The 19,435-nt window shown below is 36.1% G+C and carries 12 protein-coding genes and 1 pseudogene; 4 read left to right on the top strand and 9 right to left on the bottom strand.

Annotated features, from left to right (window positions below; genetic code table 11):
• The first annotated feature begins 60 nt into the window (after window positions 1-60).
• Window positions 61-2,739, top strand: coding sequence for a DUF4084 domain-containing protein (locus MNO09_RS02960; RefSeq protein WP_241950086.1), 2,679 nt, complete (start codon window positions 61-63; stop codon window positions 2,737-2,739).
• A 16-nt stretch (window positions 2,740-2,755) separates the two neighbouring features.
• On the opposite strand, the gene MNO09_RS02955 is transcribed toward MNO09_RS02960, so the two are convergent.
• Window positions 2,756-2,902 carry a quorum-sensing peptide PapR gene (locus MNO09_RS02955; RefSeq protein WP_000734737.1) on the bottom strand — a complete coding sequence of 49 codons (147 nt, stop codon included), beginning with the start codon at window positions 2,900-2,902 and terminating at the stop codon, window positions 2,756-2,758.
• Window positions 2,903-2,989: 87 nt separating this feature from the next.
• Window positions 2,990-3,847, bottom strand: coding sequence for a transcriptional regulator PlcR (gene plcR / locus MNO09_RS02950; RefSeq protein ID WP_000542914.1), 858 nt, complete (start codon window positions 3,845-3,847; stop codon window positions 2,990-2,992).
• A gap of 168 nt (window positions 3,848-4,015) precedes the next feature.
• On the opposite strand from plcR, the pseudogene MNO09_RS02945 reads away from it, so the two are divergent.
• A pseudogene (locus MNO09_RS02945) lies at window positions 4,016-4,560 on the top strand (M4 family metallopeptidase); the annotation flags it as partial.
• Between the two features lie 15 nt (window positions 4,561-4,575).
• Here the strand turns inward: MNO09_RS02945 and MNO09_RS02940 are convergent.
• Genes MNO09_RS02940 through MNO09_RS02925 form a run of 4 tightly spaced genes read right to left on the bottom strand, consistent with a single transcriptional unit; the run spans window position 4,576 to window position 7,939 of the window.
• A complete protein-coding gene (locus MNO09_RS02940) occupies window positions 4,576-5,178 on the bottom strand; it encodes a response regulator transcription factor (protein ID WP_088107516.1) in 603 nt (200 codons plus the stop codon).
• Window positions 5,175-6,305 carry a sensor histidine kinase gene (locus MNO09_RS02935; RefSeq protein WP_000570623.1) on the bottom strand — a complete coding sequence of 377 codons (1,131 nt, stop codon included), beginning with the start codon at window positions 6,303-6,305 and terminating at the stop codon, window positions 5,175-5,177. Before MNO09_RS02935 ends, MNO09_RS02940 begins: the two co-directional genes overlap by 4 nt.
• The gene (locus tag MNO09_RS02930; RefSeq protein WP_001202423.1) at window positions 6,306-7,040 is read right to left on the bottom strand and encodes an ABC transporter permease; all 735 of its coding nucleotides are present in this window, start codon (window positions 7,038-7,040) and stop codon (window positions 6,306-6,308) included. It abuts the gene before it with no gap.
• Window positions 7,037-7,939: an ABC transporter ATP-binding protein gene (locus MNO09_RS02925; RefSeq protein WP_000416603.1), complete on the bottom strand. Its 903-nt coding sequence runs from the start codon at window positions 7,937-7,939 to the stop codon at window positions 7,037-7,039. The genes MNO09_RS02930 and MNO09_RS02925 overlap by 4 nt, the downstream gene beginning before the upstream one ends.
• A gap of 157 nt (window positions 7,940-8,096) precedes the next feature.
• Between MNO09_RS02925 and map the strand changes: the two genes are divergently transcribed.
• The gene (map, locus tag MNO09_RS02920; protein WP_002096176.1) at window positions 8,097-8,891 is read left to right on the top strand and encodes a type I methionyl aminopeptidase; all 795 of its coding nucleotides are present in this window, start codon (window positions 8,097-8,099) and stop codon (window positions 8,889-8,891) included.
• A 514-nt stretch (window positions 8,892-9,405) separates the two neighbouring features.
• Window positions 9,406-10,803 carry a M28 family metallopeptidase gene (locus tag MNO09_RS02915; protein WP_088107518.1) on the top strand — a complete coding sequence of 466 codons (1,398 nt, stop codon included), beginning with the start codon at window positions 9,406-9,408 and terminating at the stop codon, window positions 10,801-10,803.
• Between the two features lie 427 nt (window positions 10,804-11,230).
• Here the strand turns inward: MNO09_RS02915 and MNO09_RS02910 are convergent, their stop codons facing one another.
• The 3 genes from MNO09_RS02910 to MNO09_RS02900 all read right to left on the bottom strand — a co-directional run bounded on the left by MNO09_RS02910 (window position 11,231) and on the right by MNO09_RS02900 (window position 19,347).
• Entirely contained in the window at window positions 11,231-15,958 is a 4,728-nt protein-coding gene (locus MNO09_RS02910; protein WP_241950085.1) for a Cna B-type domain-containing protein, read from the bottom strand.
• Between the two features lie 1,281 nt (window positions 15,959-17,239).
• The gene (gene argS / locus MNO09_RS02905; RefSeq protein WP_001086441.1) at window positions 17,240-18,910 is read right to left on the bottom strand and encodes an arginine--tRNA ligase; all 1,671 of its coding nucleotides are present in this window, start codon (window positions 18,908-18,910) and stop codon (window positions 17,240-17,242) included.
• Window positions 18,910-19,347, bottom strand: coding sequence for a YwiB family protein (locus MNO09_RS02900; protein WP_000414868.1), 438 nt, complete (start codon window positions 19,345-19,347; stop codon window positions 18,910-18,912). Before MNO09_RS02900 ends, argS begins: the two co-directional genes overlap by 1 nt.
• Window positions 19,348-19,435: the final 88 nt, after the last annotated feature.

The following is a 19,435-nucleotide window of genomic DNA, read 5'->3' as shown; positions in this document are numbered from 1 at the left end:
CTATGATTGGAATTAGCATTTTCCACCTGCGATTCAACTTTATTGAAACGGAGCCATAATATGATTAATCAAAAAAAATATGTACACTTTGTCATGATGTATATAATTATATTTTCCCTTTGGATATTTCTTATCCCTAAGGACTTGAATATAAAAGAAATTGGAATTCTCTTCTTATTTTGCTTTGCTACACTCTTTTCTTGCTACTGCCTATATAAGGCAATAAAAAAAATGAAGCGCGGTGACAAACTATTTTGGGTTTTAGTACTATGCACTTGCCTATGTGGATTGACAATGGAGATAACTTTATTCCTTCATTCACTTTCTATATATGACCAAGTCATATTCTCATATAAGGCATTGCCCTTTTTCATCGTACAATATATTTTGCTCTTCTCTGGCTTTGCTATCAAATTCATAAAACATTACTCTATTAGAGGCCTTGCTCAATTTTCATTCGATAGCATCTTTATTGTTATTATGAATATTTATTTTACTCTAACTTTTATTTTGGATCTTTCAAGCTTTCGTATGTTAACAACAGATACTTGGGTTTTAATTGGATACTTTATTGCACAATCATTAGTAATTTACGCCGTTATTAGCCTATATAGAAGAGAACAATATTCTTCAAGCAGAATTTCATTAATTATCGGCTTTACTATTATACTCGTTTACGGATATATACATCTGTTCCAACTAAACATGGGGATGAAAACTTCTTCTGAAGTCTCTTATTTAGTACATACTGCTTCAATTTTATTAATTGGTTTATCTTCCATACTATACATTTTGGATAAACCAATGCAGCATGAAACGAAAACAAAGTATTATCGATTTGATTATGTGCGCTTTATATTACCCTATTTCAGTATAATCATTACTTTTTTCTTTATTCTTATTCAACCTTGGGATGATAAGTTCATGCTAATTGGTCTAGTATTATCACTCATCTTATTATTCCTACGACAACTTTACATGTGGAAAGATAATCAAGCACTAATCGATACATATGAACAGTTGACTACACAACTAGAAGGCAAAGTAGAAGAGGGTGCATCTGCGTTATCAAAGAGTGAACAACGCTATAAATCTTTATTCGAAGATCATCCTGATGCCGTTTTCTCTTTAAATATGGATGGTATATTCCAACAATCTAATACAGCTTGTGAAAGCTTATTTACTGCCTACTATTGTGAAGTAGAAAGCTATTCTCTTCTACACTTTATTGACTCAAAAGACCATGATCTACTAAAGAAAGCTTTACAAATAACAAAAGAAGGTAGACCACAAACTTTAGAAGTTCGCACAAAAGAAAAAGAAGGCTACTACTATTACCTTCACGTTACACTCATCCCTACTTTCATAAACAAAGAAGTTGTTGGGATGTTCGGCATAGCACGTGATATTACAACTTTATATGAAAAACAAAAACAAGTAGAACATTTAGCCTTTCATGATGCACTTACTGGATTACCAAATCGCCGAAAGTTTGAAAAAGATTTAAAGAACATTTTAAATACAGCTCAAACTAGCGCAAATGATGTTGCCGTCATGTTCCTTGATTTAGATCGATTCAAAAAAATTAACGATAGACTTGGTCACGACGTCGGAGATCTATTATTAATTGAAGTAGCAAAAAAGTTACGCAGTTGCTTGCGTTCGAAGGATGTCGTTGCTCGCCAAGGCGGAGATGAGTTTACAATTCTATTACCAGATATGTACTCAGAAAAAAGTGCTGCTTTTATAGCTGAGCAAATTTTAACGGTTTTAAACAAACCATTCTTCATTAAAGATGAAGAACTTTCTATTACACCGAGTATCGGAATTGCAATGTACCCTGATTACGGAACCGATGTAACAGAATTAATGAAAAATGCTGATATGGCTATGTATCGCGCGAAAGCAAATGGAAAAAACAGATTTGTTTTCTTCTCAAAAGAAATGAGTATCGCCCAAAATGAAATTCAATTCTTAGAAGGCGAACTTGCAAAAGCATTACAACAAAATGAATTTTTCCTTGAATATCAGCCACAAGTAAGCACAAAAACAAAACAAATTATCGGTTTTGAAGCATTAATTCGTTGGAAGCACCCAAAACTCGGCATCGTGTCTCCTGCCCAATTCATTCCTCTAGCGGAGGAAACCGGATTTATTATTGAACTTGGAAATTGGATTTTACGTACCGCTTGCTTAGAGGCAAAAAGATGGCATAATCAAGGGTTTTCTCACTTAAAAGTCGGTGTGAATTTATCTGTTGTTCAATTTAACCATGCAGATTTAATCCCTACTATTTCAAAAGTGTTAGAAGAAACCGAACTAAAATCAGAAGCACTAGATATCGAAATCACAGAAAGTATCGCAATTAATCAAAATCAATCTGTCATTTCCAAACTAGAACAGCTTCAAAATCTCGGTATTCAAATTTCAATCGATGACTTCGGAACTGGTTATAGTTCTTTAGCTTATTTAACAAAATATCCAATCAACACATTAAAAATTGCTCGAGAGTTTATTTGCGGAATTACAACTAGTCCTTTAGAGGAAGCGATTATCTCCTCCATCATTACACTATCTAAAGAACTAAATTTAGAAGTTATTGCAGAAGGTGTAGAGATGGAAGAACAATGGAAGTTTTTATATGAACAAAACTGTGACCACATTCAAGGATTCCTTATTAGCAAGCCTGTTTCTAGTAAAGACGTTTGGATGTTACTACACAAAAAAACAACCGTCTAAGTAAGACGGTTGTTTTTTAATATTCAAAAGGTAGATCTCCAGCTAATTGTACCTCTTGATCATTATGAGAAATTACTTGGCTTTTCTCTAATGCTGTATTACCTAATGAAATACCCCATGCCATTGCTAACGTTAATAGGCTACCAATAAGTAGTTTCTTCATATTCCATCACCCACATTTTTTATTTTAATATATCATGAAAATTTATCCATATCCTATGCAATTATGCATATCCATTTTTTAGGTTATCTATCTACTGATTTTATCTGCGAGCGCTTCTTTATATGCATGCATTTCTAATATATCAAAAAAGAAACTTGCCTTTTTATATGCATCTTCAATCTCTGCCTCATCATACCCCAATTTTCCTAGGCATTCGCCTCTTTGATAATATAGCTGTCCAATTAATGCCATACTATTAATTCGGCATGATATTTCAATTGCTTTATTTACTTGATAAAGTGACCCCTCATATTGCTCGTCTAAGTATAATGCTTTTGCATGATTATATCTTACCTTCACGTCGAATTCTTCATTATCATGCAATGTCTCTAATTGTTTTAATATATCTTCAAATAACTCAATACTTTTCTTAAAATAATTATTTTCAGCATAAATATTTGCAATTGCATTTTCTATATAGAGATTTTGGTATACGTCTATTCCAGCTAATTGTTGATTTAACAATTTTTTCAATTCTAAAATACAATATTCGTAATCAATTTTCTTCAATATGTATGCTGCTACATGATATTGCCATTGAAGAAACTGCTGGAATTCAGGATGATATTCTTCCTTTTTTAGCTCATTCCATACTATATTATAAATCTCTTTATATTTTTTTTGCTTACACAGCATAATGACTTGATCTTTAAACTGTTTTTTTCTTTCAATATCAGAATAAATAAGTACCTCATAAAAGTGAATAATTGGAACTTGTAATTTTGCTGCGATACCTTGTAATATATCCATACTTGGGTATACCGCGCCCGATTCAATTCGACTCACTTCCGATTGATGACATATGTTATCGGATAACTGTTTTTGTGTTAATCCCCTCATTACCCTAATCTTCTTAATTTCACTTCCTAATTTTTCTGCGTGCATACTTACTCACCATCCCATTATAACAATCTAATTTTTTAAGTTGTCATACCACTACCATAATGTGAATTCGACAATTTTTGATATGAAATAATGCATAATATATATAAAATTCGGCAAATTCTTCATACAATCCATCTCACATACAATAATAGATTAGTAGTTTTATAGATAAATTATAGAATATTTGCCCGTGCCTTCGTTACATTCGGTCTTCTTTATCCTTTATCAGCAGAAGCTATTCACACCCAAAAACTAGATAAAAATGAAGTAAAAATTGAAATTGCTTAGCCTAGTTTAACGCTTAAAAAATTACACAACCTCAAAATGATACGAAAAATATGGCGAAAAAGTATTTAAGGGGTGAGATAAACGAGGCTAAAGCTCAACAAGGGTGAATGACAACTGAAATGAATGTAGATTCCCAACCTACAAATAAAGAAACAAAAGAAAATTAAACCGAAGTTCGCCTTGCACAAACTTACAAAAACTATAAAATATATAGAAAAGTAGATAAAAATGGAGTAATTACAACTGTTAGTGGCAAGGTTGTCCAAGATTTAGACCAATACCCTAATCTAACTATAACAAATTTTTTGTCGAAAAATGAAGTAAAATCTTCATTACGTACTACTCTTCAAATTCCAATCGATTCATCTGAGACAGAATTCTCTAATGAAACCGTTGTTTATAAGAAAAAAGAAGTTTACCACTCATAGGTAAACTTCTTTTCATATCCATCCCTTTTCTTTCGCAATTGTAATTGCCTCAATTCTATTTTTCGCATCGAGCTTCGTTAATACTTCAGAAATATAATTACGCACTGTTCCAGGTGAAAGATAAAGTGCCTTCGCAATCTCATTTGCCGTCTTTCCTTCTTTCGCAAGTAGCAATACTTCTTTTTCACGATCTGATAACGGATTTTGCTCCTGCCATAAGCCGAACATTAAATCTTGAGAAATCTCTCGCTTTCCTTTCATTACATTACGAATCGCTGCAGCTAAATCTTCACTTGGGCTATCTTTTAATAAATATCCGTGCACGCCAGCTTTCATTGCTCGTTCAAAATATCCAGGGCGCGCAAATGTTGTTAAAATCATTACTTTGCATGCTGATTTTTCTTTCTGTAACGTTTCCGCAACATCTAATCCGCTTTGAATTGGCATTTCAATATCCATAATGCTTACATCAGGTTTTAGCGATTCAATTAGTTTTAACGCCTCTTCCCCGTTCGCAGCTTGCCCAATTACTTCAATATCATCTTCTAGATCCAGTAGGGCCCCTAATGCACCACGAAGCATCCGCTGATCTTCTGCAATAATAATTCGAATCATGCCCTCACCTCATCTTTTCCTGTTCTAATAACAACTGGAACTTTTACTGTTAATAGTGTCCCTGGATTTATCGTACCCAGTTCAACAAACCCATCAATAAGAGCGATGCGTTCTTTCATGCCACGAATGCCATTTCCATCATGGTTTTGATCTGCTAAACCAATTCCATTATCTTCTACTGTCAAAATTAATTCACCTTGTGATTCTAAAACAGAAACTGTGCAACGTGTTGCCTTACTATGCTTTACAACATTCGTCACAGCCTCCCGTAAACACATTCCAACAATATTTTGCTCAATTGGTGATAACGAACTCGAACTTGCTTCCTGCTTCACTTCTAGTTCGATATTAGCCACTTGTAAGATCGCCCTTATTTGCTCTAGCTCTTCTTCTACTGTAATCATACGCATATCCGAAATTAATTCTCTTAGCTGCTTTAATGCTGTGCGGGATGTTTGTGTAATTTCCTTCGCTTCCACACTTGCGCGCTCTGGATTTTTTACAATTAACTTCTCCACGAGCTGACTTTTTAAAGTAATGAGTGATAACGTATGTCCTAATGTATCATGAAGATCCCTTGCAATCCGCTGACGTTCTTCACGTTTTACTAAGTCTTTAATTTGTTCGTTTGCTTCGTTTAATTGATTCTTTAACATCTTTTTTTGATTAAAGTTGCGCATTCCGAATGGTGTAAGAAGCATTAAAATAAACATTGGAACAATATTTACTAAACTTGTAGTTGTTAGTTGATTCATATTTACAAATAAAAATGCCCCCAGCATTATAACTAGCAAACATAATAGCACTCGAAACACTTTCTTATTTGGCGTAAATCCCATCGCACTTGCGGTGAAAAAGCCAAAGAATATCATGAAAGGATTGTAAAATAAAGCAAATAAAAAGATAAGTACCATTTGAATACATGCCCAAAAAACGAACGTCCTCTGCACAAAATAAAGCTGACGGTATGTGATAATAAAAACTATCAACATACCGCTTCCAATTACAAGCTTCCACCCTGACGCCTGCACTAAATGGTAAATTGGAAATAACAGATACACGAACCACATATACGGGAAGAAACCCATATGTTTCGGAAAAATCTCAATCCTCTTCTTCTCTATCATTTATACCGCTTCCTGTCTTTTTCTTATATATATTGATACTACAACAAATATAAGGAAATAACCTCCTAATACCGCGATATTTTCCCAACCAACGGATTTCCCAGCTACAATATCCCATGCACCGCTTCCGAAGTGATATGTTGGTGTCCATTCACCAATCGTTCTTAATATTTTTGGGAATACTTCAATTGGCATCCATAGCCCGCCAATTACAGCTAGACTCATATTTAAAATATTCGCTAAACCGGCTGCTGCATCTGCCTTTTTAATAGAACCTATTACTGTTCCTAACGCTAAAAATGGTGTTACACCTAACAGCAACCATAATCCAGCGCCAATCCATTGCCCTACTGTTAACTCGACATGATTAATTAATATTCCTGCGATAAAGATAACTAAGATTGAAAAAGCATTCACTACAGTTTGAGCGATGATTTTGGCTGTTATATATGCCCCCTCTGGAAGTGGTGTAATTTTCAACAAATGTGTCCACCCTTGCCCCTTTTCCTGAGAAATCCTTACACCGAAACTAAAAAGTGCCGTCCCTACAATACTGAACGTCGCCATTGAGATTAAATAATGAGCTTTCCAAGCATCTCCGTTTTGTGGCACTTGAATAACATTTGTGAAAATATAGTAAAACATAACTGGCATTAGTAATGAGAAAAAGATAAACAATTTATTACGAAACGTACGTAAAATTTCTATTTTGCATTGCATCCATAAGGCTCTCATGCGATTCCCTCCTCCTGATTTGCGACAAACTGTTCAAATGCTTCATCAAGACTTCCACGTTCAACTGAAACATCTGTTACAGGTAAGTTCTTTTGATAAATCGCTTTTAAAGTTTCATCTGTATCTTCAGTTGTTAAAGTGAAGTGCCCTTCGTTTAATTGTACTTCTGTTACGCTCGGTAATTCTTTTAGTAATTTTGCAGGAATACTTTCCTTCGAATAAAACTTGATTGTTTTTCGCGAAATCGTTGCCTTCATCTCATCTGGTGTACCATCTGCGATAATCTTTCCATTCGCAAACAATAAAATACGATTCGCCAATGCATCCGCTTCTTCTAAATAGTGCGTCGTTAAAATAATTGTTTTCCCTTCACTTGCTAACTTTCGAATTGTTTCCCAAAACGTTCTTCGAGACGTAATATCCATCCCAACTGTCGGCTCATCTAAAAATAACAAATCTGGATTTCCTGCAAGTGCGAGTGCAAAGTTTAACCTTCTTTTTTGTCCACCTGATAATTTCTCACATCTTTGCTTTCGCTCCGATTCTAAATTTGATAACTGTAGCAACGTTTCTTTCGCTACCGGATTCGTATAATAACTACGGAATAACTCAATTGCCTCTTCTACTGTAATGCTATCAATCACACTTACTTCTTGTAGCATCGCACCGAGGCTATTACGAACATCTCTATGCTTGGGACTCTTTCCAAATATAGAAACAGTTCCTTCCGTCGGATCCTTTAATCCAAGCATCATCGACATCGTCGTCGTTTTCCCTGCACCATTCGGTCCAAGTAGTGCTACAATTTCTCCTTTATTCACATAAAATGAGACGTTATTTACTGCCTTTTTATATTTAAATGTTTTAGAAACACCATTTACTTCTATAACCTTTTCCATCTCTCCACCCCCGCTGTTTCTTATATTTACATTGTATGTGTTGGAAAACTTAGGAAACAGTATGATGCGTCATGACATCGATATGACAATTGTCATGTATCCCTTATGAGAGGAATCAACCTACATACCGCAAGCGAGTAGCAGGACGAAAATAAACATGATACAATCGGGTAAGATATATATTCGAGGAAGGACAGTGGTTTTCATGATTATTCGTAATGAACAAGATTTAGAAGGCTTACGAAAAATCGGCCGCATCGTTGCACTTGCACGTGAAGAAATGAAAAAAGAAGCGAAGCCAGGTATGACAACGAAAGAGCTTGATTTGATTGGTAAAAAAGTATTAGATGAGCATGGTGCTATTTCTGCACCTGAAAAAGAATATGATTTCCCAGGTGTAACTTGTATTAGTGTAAACGAAGAAGTTGCTCACGGTATTCCAGGAGATCGCGTATTAAAAGAAGGCGACTTAGTAAATGTCGACGTATCTGCTGCACTTGATGGCTATTATGCAGATACAGGTATTTCATTTGTACTTGGAGAAGATGAAGCAAAAGAAAAGCTTTGCCAAGCAGCGGTTGATGCATTTTGGGCAGCAATGAAAAAGGTGAAGGCTGGTTCCAAACAAAACCAAATTGGTCGTGCTGTTTCAAACTTTGCACATAAAAATGGATATAATGTAATTCAAAACTTAACTGGTCACGGTATTGGTCTTAGCTTACATGAAGCACCGAACCACATTTTAAGCTACTTTGACCCAATGGATAATGCGCTTCTAAAAGACGGTCTTGTTATCGCTGTAGAACCATTCATTTCTATGAAAGCTGATCACATTATTGAGCGCGGTGACGATGGTTGGACATTCGTTACACCTGATAAAAGCCTTGTTGCACAATGTGAACATACAGTTGTTGTAACACGCGGCGAACCGATTATTTTAACAGAAATATAAAAAATAGCCGTTTGGTAGCAGAAACCTACCAAACGGCTATTTTTTATTACTTTTAGGTATGCAAAAATTTATATAAATAAAAGGTGGTGCATCAAGGCATCACCTTTTTAACGGGGTGAGGCTGCCCAAAAGTACGGAAAACCTTTGAACAGCCTCGTATTTTCATATGGATGCCTTACATATATCACTGATAATAAGTATGAAATGCGGAAACATATTTATCATCACATGATTCAAACATGAGAAAAGAAACCCTATAGGATTCTTTTCTCTACATAATCTAAAGTTTGGGTACACTAGATTCATGCAATGTAGGAGCTTTCCAAGCAGAAAGCGAACCTTCATTTAAAATGATAGCATACATATCTCCATCAAAAATATGCAAATATGCATATAGCGTTTTTTTATTTCTCAATGTCAGAATATTGAAAATTAATGAGGATAACGGTAAAATGAAGTCGTTATCCGTCTTCTTTTGTCAGTCAGAGAGAATAGAAGAATAGGAGAGGAAAAAATGAAAAAATCTTTGAAACAAAAAATAGTAAGCTCTTTACTTGCTGTATCACTCGCTGTTAGCTTAGCTCCAATTGGACAAGCCAAAGCTGATTCCACGTCAGAAATCACACAGACTTCACCTATCACAAAACAAGTTGATGCAAGCCGCGCCATCGAACACATCCGTTTCTTATCCGAAACAATTGGTCCTCGCCCTGGTGGGACAAAATCAGAAGAATGGGCTTCTCGCTACGTTGGTATGCAGCTTAAATCAATGGGCTATGAAGTAGAATATCAACCATTTCAAGTGCCGGATCAATACGTTGGATTTATTGAATACCCATTATCCACGAAGCGTAATTGGCAAGCTGGTGCTGCTCCTAACGCACTAATTTCTACAGAAGCTGTTACAGCTCCTCTTATCTTTGTTCAAGGTGGGACAAAATTAGAGGATATTCCAAATGAAGTAAATGGAAAGATTGTTCTATTTGAACGGGGAACAACAGTAGCGGACTATAATAAACAAGTTGAAAATGCTGTTAGCAAAGGAGCAAAAGGTGTTCTTTTATACAGTTTAATTGGCGGACGCGGAAATTATGGACAAACTTTCAATCCCCGCCTAACGAAAAAACAGTCTATCCCTGTCTTTGGTCTTGCTTATGCGCAAGGAAATGCATTTAAAGAAGAAATCGCTAAAAAAGAGACAACACTTCTTTCCCTAAAAGCAAGACATGAATCTAATTTAAAATCCTTAAATGTCATCGCTAAAAAGAAACCCAAAAACAGTACAGGTAATGAAAAAGCTGTCGTTGTAAGTTCGCACTATGATAGTGTCGTTGGAGCACCTGGAGCAAACGATAATGCTTCTGGTACAGGATTAGTATTAGAGTTAGCTCGTGCTGTTCAAAATGTAGACACTGATAAAGAAATTCGTTTTATTGCTTTTGGTTCTGAGGAAACTGGTTTACTGGGCTCCGATTATTATGTTAATAGTCTATCCCAAAAAGAACGCGATCGAATTTTAGGTGTCTTTAACGCAGACATGGTTGCAACAAATTACGATAAAGCAAAGAATTTATATGCTATGACGCCTAACGGTTCTCCCAATCTTGTAACAGACGCAGCTTTGCAAGCAGGTAAACAATTAAATAATGACCTCGTACTGCAAGGAAAATTTGGCTCTAGTGATCACGTACCGTTTGCTGAAGTTGGTATTCCTGCCGCTCTATTCATCTGGATGGGTGTCGATAGTTGGAATCCATTAATCTATCATATTGAGAAGGTATACCATACACCTCAAGATAATGTGTTGGAAAACATTTCGCCTGAACGTATGAAAATGGCATTAGAGGTCATTGGTACAGGCGTCTATAATAGCCTTCAATCTAACGTGAAAACAAAACAAAAAGCCGCTTAATACTATTTCAAGCCACCGATTAATCGGTGGCTATTTATTGAAAAAAAAAAAAAAAAATAAATATGCATAAAAGCATATTTATTACATAGTATTATCGTGTATAATTAAAATCGTAATATATAAATAAAAACACATTTATTGTATAGCATTGACCTTACATTACATGCGATACCACGCTCTAAGCTTATGGCCCAATAGATAATAGGCTTTTTAAAGACGGTTTTGTTATCGCTTTAGGGATGCTGATTGAGTCCACCTTGAAATTGTTCTCTTTTTTCTATAAAAAAACCCTTCAGGCTGCATTCTTCCCTTCACTTTATCGTGAAGTGTTTTTGAATACTTACCCAAAGGGAGCAATATCAATAGTAATTTTTTAATTTGTCAGCTACTCAGATTACAGTGTAATCAATAATCTAAAGCTTTTTTATTATTTTATTCGCTGACGAGCGAGTAGGATTCCACCTAAAAGGAACAATACCATACCTCCAAGAATTGAACTCATTTCTGCTGATGTTCCTCCTGTGTTGGGAAGTAATGTTAGCTTATCATTTTCTGTAGTAGGTGGAACTTTTGAATCGCTATTTTCGTCTGCATTTGTGTTTGGATCTTTTGGATTTGTGCTTGGATCTTTCGGATCTGTGCTTGGATCTTTTGGATCTTTTGGATCTGTGCTTGGATCTTTTGGATCTGTGCTTGGATCTTTTGGATCTACATTTGGTTCGTCCTTGATTTTTGTATTTGTGATGTCATAACCGTGTACCTCAGATTGGTATCCGGCTACTGGTTGTTCCTTCACTTCATACTTGTATGCTACTCCGTTTGCATCGTATGCTGCTAAATCTTTGAATTCGTATTTCCAGTCTGTTGCTTTGCTTACTTCTTGCGTCGCAATCACTGTACCATTTTGTAGAAGGTCCACTTTAATCATTTCCGGACGATCTTTCGCGTTATCGTCTTTCCATGTTTTCGTTCCTTCTACTTTTGTTTCGCCTACTTTTGTATTTGTGATGTCATAACCGTGTACGTCAGATTGGTATCCGGCTACTGGTTGTTCCTTCACTTCATACTTGTATGCTACTCCGTTTGCATCGTATGCTGCTAAATCTTTGAATTCGTATTTCCAGTCTGTTGCTTTGCTTACTTCTTGCGTCGCAATCACTGTACCATTTTGTAGAAGGTCCACTTTAATCATTTCCGGACGATCTTTCGCGTTATCGTCTTTCCATGTTTTCGTTCCTTCTACTTTTGTTTCGCCTACTTTTGTATTTGTGATGTCATAACCGTGTACGTCAGATTGGTATCCGGCTACTGGTTGTTCTTTCACTTCATACTTGTACGCTACTCCGTTTGCATCATATGCTGCTAAATCTTTGAATTCGTATTTCCAGTCTGTTGCTTTGCTTACTTCTTGCGTCGCAATCACTGTACCATTTTGTAGAAGGTCCACTTTAATCATTTCTGGACGATCTTTCGCGTTATCGTCTTTCCATGTTTTCGTTCCTTCTACTTTTGTTTCGCCTACTTTTGTATTTGTGATGTCATAACCGTGTACGTCAGATTGATATCCCGCTACTGGCTGTTCCTTCACTTCATACTTGTACGCTACTCCATTTGCGTCATATGCTGCTAAATCTTTGAATTCGTATTTCCAGTCTTTTGCTTTGCTTACTTCTTGCGTCGCAATCACTGTACCATTTTGTAGAAGGTCCACTTTAATCATTTCTGGACGATCTTTCGCGTTATCGTCTTTCCATGTTTTCGTTCCTTCTACTTTTGTTTGACCTACTTTTGTATTTGTGATATCAGTACCACTTACTTTGGATTCATATCCTGGTACTGGCTGTTCTTTCACTGTATACTCGTAAGCCTTTCCTTCCGCATCATATGCTGTTAAATCTTTGAATTCGTATTTCCAGTCTGTTGCCTTGCTTACTTCTTGCGTCGCAATCACTGTACCATTTTGTAGAAGGTCCACTTTAATCATTTCTGGACGATCTTTCGCGTTATCGTCTTTCCATGTTTTCGTTCCTTCTACTTTTGTTTGACCTACTTTTGTATTTGTGATATCAGTACCACTTACTTTGGATTCATATCCGGCTACTGCTTGTTCCTTCACTTCATACTTGTATGCTACTCCATTTGCATCGTATGCTTGTAGCTTTTCAAACGTATACTTCCAGTTTGTTGCCGCTGTTACTTCTTTTGTATCTACTACTTTACCATTTTGTAAAAGGTCTACTTTAATCATTGTCGGACGATCTTTCGCGTTATCGTCTTTCCATGTTTTCGTTCCTTCTACTTTTGTTTTGCCTACTTTTGTATTTGTGATGTCAGTACCGCTTACTTTGGATTCATATCCGGCTACTGCTTGTTCCTTCACTTCATACTTGTATGCTACTCCATTTGCATCATACGCTACTAAATCTTTGAATTCATATTTCCAATCTGTTGCTTTGCTTACTTCTTGTGTCGCAATCACTGTACCATTTTGTAAAAGGTCTACTTTAATCATTTCTGGACGATCTGTTGCGTTATCGTCTTTCCATGTTTTCGTTCCTTCTACTTTTGTTTGACCTACTTTTGTATTTGTGATATCAGTACCACTTACTTTGGATTCATATCCTGGTACTGGCTGTTCTTTCACTGTATACTCGTAAGCCTTTCCTTCCGCATCATATGCTGTTAAATCTGCGAATATATATTTCCAACCCATTACTGCTAGTACGTCGTGTGTTTGAATCACATTCCCGTTTTGTAGTAAGTCTACTTTGATCATTGTCGGACGGTCTGTTGCATTTCCGTCGTTCCATGTCTTCGTTCCTTCTACTTTTGTTTTGCCTACTTTTGTATTTGTGATATCAGTACCGCTTACTTTGGATTCATATCCTGGTACTGCTTGTTCTTTCACTTCATACTTGTACGCTACTCCGTTTGCATCGTATGCTTGGAGTTTTTCAAACGTATACTTCCAATTTGTTGCCGCTGTTACTTCCTTTGTATCTACTACTTTACCGTTTTGTAAAAGATCTACTTTGATCATTTCCGGACGATCTTTCGCGTTATCGTCTTTCCATGTTTTCGTTCCTTCTACTTTTGTTTCGCCTACTTTTGTATTCGTGATGTCATAACCATTGACTTTGGATTCGTATCCATCTACCGGTTGTTCCTTCACTTCATACTTGTATGCTTTTCCATTTGCATCGAACGCTACTAAATCTTTAAATTCATACTTCCAACCTGTTTCTTTGCTTACTTCTTGTGTCGCAATCACTGTACCGTTTTGTAGTAAGTCTACTTTGATGGCTTTATGCTCTTCCTCTGTGCCACCTTTCCACGTCTTCGTTCCTGCAACTGATGTCTTGCCTACTTTTGTATTCGTGATGTCATAACCATTAACTTTGGATTCGTATCCGTCTACTGCTTGTTCTTTCACTTCATACTTATATGCTTTTCCGTCTGCATCGTTTATCGCCAAATCTTTAAATTCATATTTCCAGCCTGTTGCTTCGCTTACTTCTTGCGTCGCAATCACTGTACCGCTTTGTAGTAAGTCTACTTTAATCATCGTTGGACGACCTTCCGCATTTCCGTCCTTCCATGTTTTCGTTCCTTCTACTTTGGTTGTTTGTACCACTTTTGTATTTGTAATATCATAACCGTTTACTTCTGTTGTGTATCCATCTATCGGTTGTTCTTTTACTTCATAATTGTACGCTACTCCATTTGCATCATACGCTGCTAGGTTGTCAAATTTGTATTTCCAACCATCTGCCGCTGTTACTTCTTTCGTGTCTACTACTTTCTCATTTTTTAGTAATTCTACTTTGATTGAACTTGGACGATCTTTCTCGTTATCGCCTTTCCACGTCTTCGTCCCTGCAATAGATGTAGTTTTCACCTTATTCGGAATTGACAACTTAACTCCATTTACAGCATCTGATTTAACTTCAAAAATTACTTTTGCTTGAGGATCGAAATTAACATAGTCTGGAGCTGAAACTTCTTTCACATAATATTTACCTGGTTGTAAATTAGGGATTTCAATTATCCCTTTTTCATCTGTTTTATATACATCTCCAACTTGTTCATCAGACTCTTTATACAACTTAAACGAAACATTTGGGATTACTTTTTCTTCATCCCCTTCAATATGCTTCACAATTTTTAGTGTTCCTTTTGGAGTCACGTTACCTTCAGCACCACCACCAGCTGTCATATTTTCGACTGGATGAGTACCCGATTCAGTAACTGGTTCCTTGTTTAGAACTTGGTAATCAATCGTATAATCATTCTTAAAAAACTCTTGCTTCTTCCCAGATTCCGTTATAGTAGATGTATAACCAATCGAAAAGGAGGCAAGACGCGCTTTATTCTTATTAAGCACAACTTTAAATGATTTGTCTCCATTAAAGGTAATCGTTCCGTAACCTTGCTTTTCAAGCTCTTGTAGCGTTAAAGATCGACGACCTATATAATCATCTACAATTATATAGAAACTATCCTTATTAAGTGTTTGACCTTCCTGTAAATTATCAGTCACAACAATATCACGACTTAACTCTTCTTTAGCCAAGTTTATATTCAAGAACCAACGTACTTCATCGCTCTTACCTGAGTTCATATCACCAGTTTTATAAAAAAATGGTGGTTTTCCAGGATCTGTCCCCCCACCACCGCTTGGGCCGGTAATTGTTACAGATTGCTTATCTACATTTGTACCGAAATTGGTTTCAATCTCTTTCTTTTCATCCGTTCCTACATTAGCAGCTTCCACAAAAAAGTTTAAATACCCTTTAATATTTTGATGTGTACTCACTTTATCATTAAATGTACATACCACAGTACCTGCAGTGACTTTACAAGTACCATAATCATCTAATAGAAACTCTGTATTTAATCCTTTTAATTCTGGAGGCAGTGTTAATGTTAGTGTGTCTCCAGGCTTCAGCTTAAGGCTATCTTTTTCACTGAAATTTATAGTTACTTTAGTCCGTTGTCCGATAGAAAGATCTGTTTTATCAATCTTAAAACTATCCACAAGTCCTAATGTGTTTAATTCTTGTGCGTTTGCTACTATAGGTAAAAGACTCTGACCTATAGTAAACATGAAAATCATTATAATCGAAAAAATTGAAGTTATCCTTTTTAAATACATGCTTTCTGTTATCCTCCCTATAAAATGTTGCTAGATTCTAGAACAAATATACTATGACAAAGATTCCACTATATCAATGCCATTAAGCCACTCTACTAAAATGTGTTTGATAGCTATTATCATCACCAACGCAAACGCTTGCTCTATAAATGCAAAAATTTCATTGCCGACAAATATGGAAGAGCTATTTCACAGTAAATATGCATTTGGTCAACTTCCTTACTTATCCTCCTAAAGAATAACAAGAAGTACAATCTATAATCGAATTTAGCATATCCGCCGAAGAAGGTTACGACTGTGAAACATGCTAGGATTCTCGTATTCTAAAAGATGTCATTGAAGGTGCGTTTTCTGTCATTATGAGTTGAGGTGAAATTGGTCATATGTTAAAACGTTTTGTGTTTAGTTACACAACCAACCTACACACCGAAACAAGTAGAACAAGAAGCATTATATAATTAAAAACGCTCTGGATGAAGTATTGGTTGCCTATGCAAGATGAAAGTCATATTCTCCAAATTTGAATACAGTGGAACGAATTTGGGGGTAACTAAAAAAGGGTATGATTGTCAACTGATTTCATATAAATCATATAGAAATACGAAATTCAGCCTTTTCATTTTTGGAGTATATAAATGAGTGTCGAGAAAAAACACTTTGCCTAATGGGTTCCATGGCTATGTCGAAGAATTAAAATAAGCTTATATGTGATGATAATATCAAAACCGAGAGATTTATATCCTTTCATTATTTTTTATCAAATCATGAAAACTTTAATTGTACTATATGTACTATTTTAAACATACCACCCCTAGTTTCTTGACTAAGTTGGAAGTTTTCAAGGTTGATTACTAATTGTTTAGATACTTGGTTAGATGCATTGTTATTTTAGTATTTGGCATAGCTGTAACAATATCTTTCACAACAATCACACCATTTCCTAGTAACATTCCACCAACTAATAATACATATATGGATTTTTGATAATCTTACCCCCAACGGTCTATTATTCTAGAATCGTTCCTAAAAATCAATAGTTAATTGGTATTTTTCTATTTTCACTTCATCACTATCACATATATTTAGATTAGAAAATTGGGCACAGAAAAAGAGATAGCTTTGCCATCTCTTTTTCTGTTTCAACTTCCCCTTATCAAGCTATACCGCTTTTCGTTGGTCTTCTTTCTTTGACATCTAATCAGTCTATACATTGAATAGATGTTTTTATGTCAACTCGTATATCACTTCTAAACAAAAAATAAGCGTCTTTTCTTTTTTCTATTACATTTTTTCTGGTGCAGATACTCCTACGATTGCTAATGCATTTTGAAGTGTAGTACGTACTGCTTTCATTAACTCATAGCGAGCTTTACTTAATTCTAAGTTGTCTTGGTTTAATACTTTTTCTGCATTGTAGAAGCTGTGTAATGCTGCTGCTAATTCAAATGCATAGCTTGTAATGCGGTGTGGCAGACGTTTTTGCGCTGCATCCGCAACTACAGCTGGGAATTCACCAAGTTTTTTCAGTAACTCTACTTCTTTCTCAGAAGTAACAAGTTTGTAGTTCACGTCTCCGCCTGTAGCTAATCCTAACTCTTCACCTTGACGAAGGATACTGCATACGCGAGCATGAGCATACTGTGCATAGTATACTGGGTTTTCATTAGATTTTGATACAGCTAAATCCATATCAAAGTCTAAATGAGAATCACCGCTACGCATTGCGAAGAAGTAACGCATTGCGTCCACGCCTACTTCTTCCATAAGCTCACGAAGTGTAACTGCTTTACCTGTACGCTTACTCATCTTCATTTTTTCACCATTTTGGTACAGTTGTACCATTTGGATGATTTCTACTTCAAGTGTTTCTTTATCGTAACCAAGCGCTTGAATAGCAGCTTTCATACGAGGAATGTAACCGTGGTGGTCAGCACCCCAAATGTTGATTAACTTATCGAAACCACGCTCTAATTTATCACGGTGGTAAGCGATATCTGGCGTTAAGTATGTGTAAGAACCGTCGTTTTTAATTAATACACGGTTTTTGTCGTCACCGTAAGTCATAGAACGGAACCAAGTTGCACCGCCTTCTTCAAAGATCTCATCACGCTCTTTTAATACTGCAAGTGCAGCATCGATTTTTCCGTTTTTGTATAATGATGTTTCTGAGAACCATACATCAAATTTAACACGGAAGCTTTCTAAGTCTTTTTGAAGTTTTGCTAACTCATATTTTAAACCGTATGAACGATAGAACTCATAGCTTTCTTCTGCATCAGCTTTTGCATAACGATCACCAAATTCTTCAGCTAAAAGCTTACCGATTCCAATGATGTCCGCACCATGGTATCCGTCTTCTGGCATTTCTTTCTCTAGGCCTAAAGCTTGCATGTAACGAGCTTCAACAGAAAGAGCTAAGTTATGAATTTGGTTACCAGCGTCATTAATGTAGTACTCACGAGATACATCGTATCCTGCTTTTGCTAATACGTTACATAAAGTGTCACCCACTGCCGCACCACGTGCATGTCCTAAGTGAAGGTCACCTGTTGGGTTCGCAGATACGAACTCAATTTGTACTTTTTCACCTTTACCAGTATTCGTTTCACCGTAAGCTTCGCCAGCGTTAACGATTGTTGGGATTAAGTCTGTTAAGTAGCTATTATCCATGTAGAAGTTAATGAAACCAGGACCTGCGATTTCAATTTTTTCAATAGAAGCTTTTGCTTTATCGAAGTTTGCAACTAATTCTTCTGCAATCATACGAGGTGCTTTTTTCGCAACGCGTGCAAGTTGCATTGCCATATTTGTAGAGAAGTCACCATTTGTTTTATCTTTTGGAGATTCTAATACAACGTTTGGAATCTGTTCTTCTGTCGCTAATTCTGCCTTTAATACAGCAGCTTGAATTTCTTCTTTAATTAATCCTTTTACTTGTTCTAAAGAATTCATTATTTTGCCTCCTTCAAATTAAGTGTAATTGTATATCTGCCAGCTTCTTGTTCACTTAGAAGCAATGCGTACGTTAAGAAGAGTTGTCCTTTTTTCTTTTCATCCGACCATTTAAAAAGAACGTTATCAGTTTTCGTTTGCAATGCAAACGTACCAAGTTCACTCGTATACGTACCAGTTGTCCATTCACCTTTCACATGCGTTTGACGCATTGAAACAGCACCTGAACGCATAATGAGAACTTGTTCATCTTGAATTTTAATAATTGTTTTCACTTCGCCCTGTTCGTTCGGCTCTTGGAATGTTACATATGTACCTTGACCTTTTACATAGTATTGACCATTTGCTTCAAAAGCAACGGTTTCCTTCCTCGCCCCTTCACGGATTTCTGTTACGAAATGAACGTGTACCGGCAAGCCTGCAAGTTGTTTCTCCACGTCTTGCACACCTTTCAAATGTTATAGATATTAAATACTACTTATAATAAATCACTTTTCCTATCATATCAAAAAAAACCTCTGTCTG

The organism is Bacillus sp. N5-665, from assembly GCF_022637375.2.
In the GTDB taxonomy this organism is placed as follows: Bacteria; Bacillota; Bacilli; order Bacillales; family Bacillaceae_G; genus Bacillus_A; species Bacillus_A wiedmannii.
The sequence above is the reverse complement of the archived record's forward strand: the minus strand, read 5'-3'. Positions and strand labels throughout refer to the sequence as shown.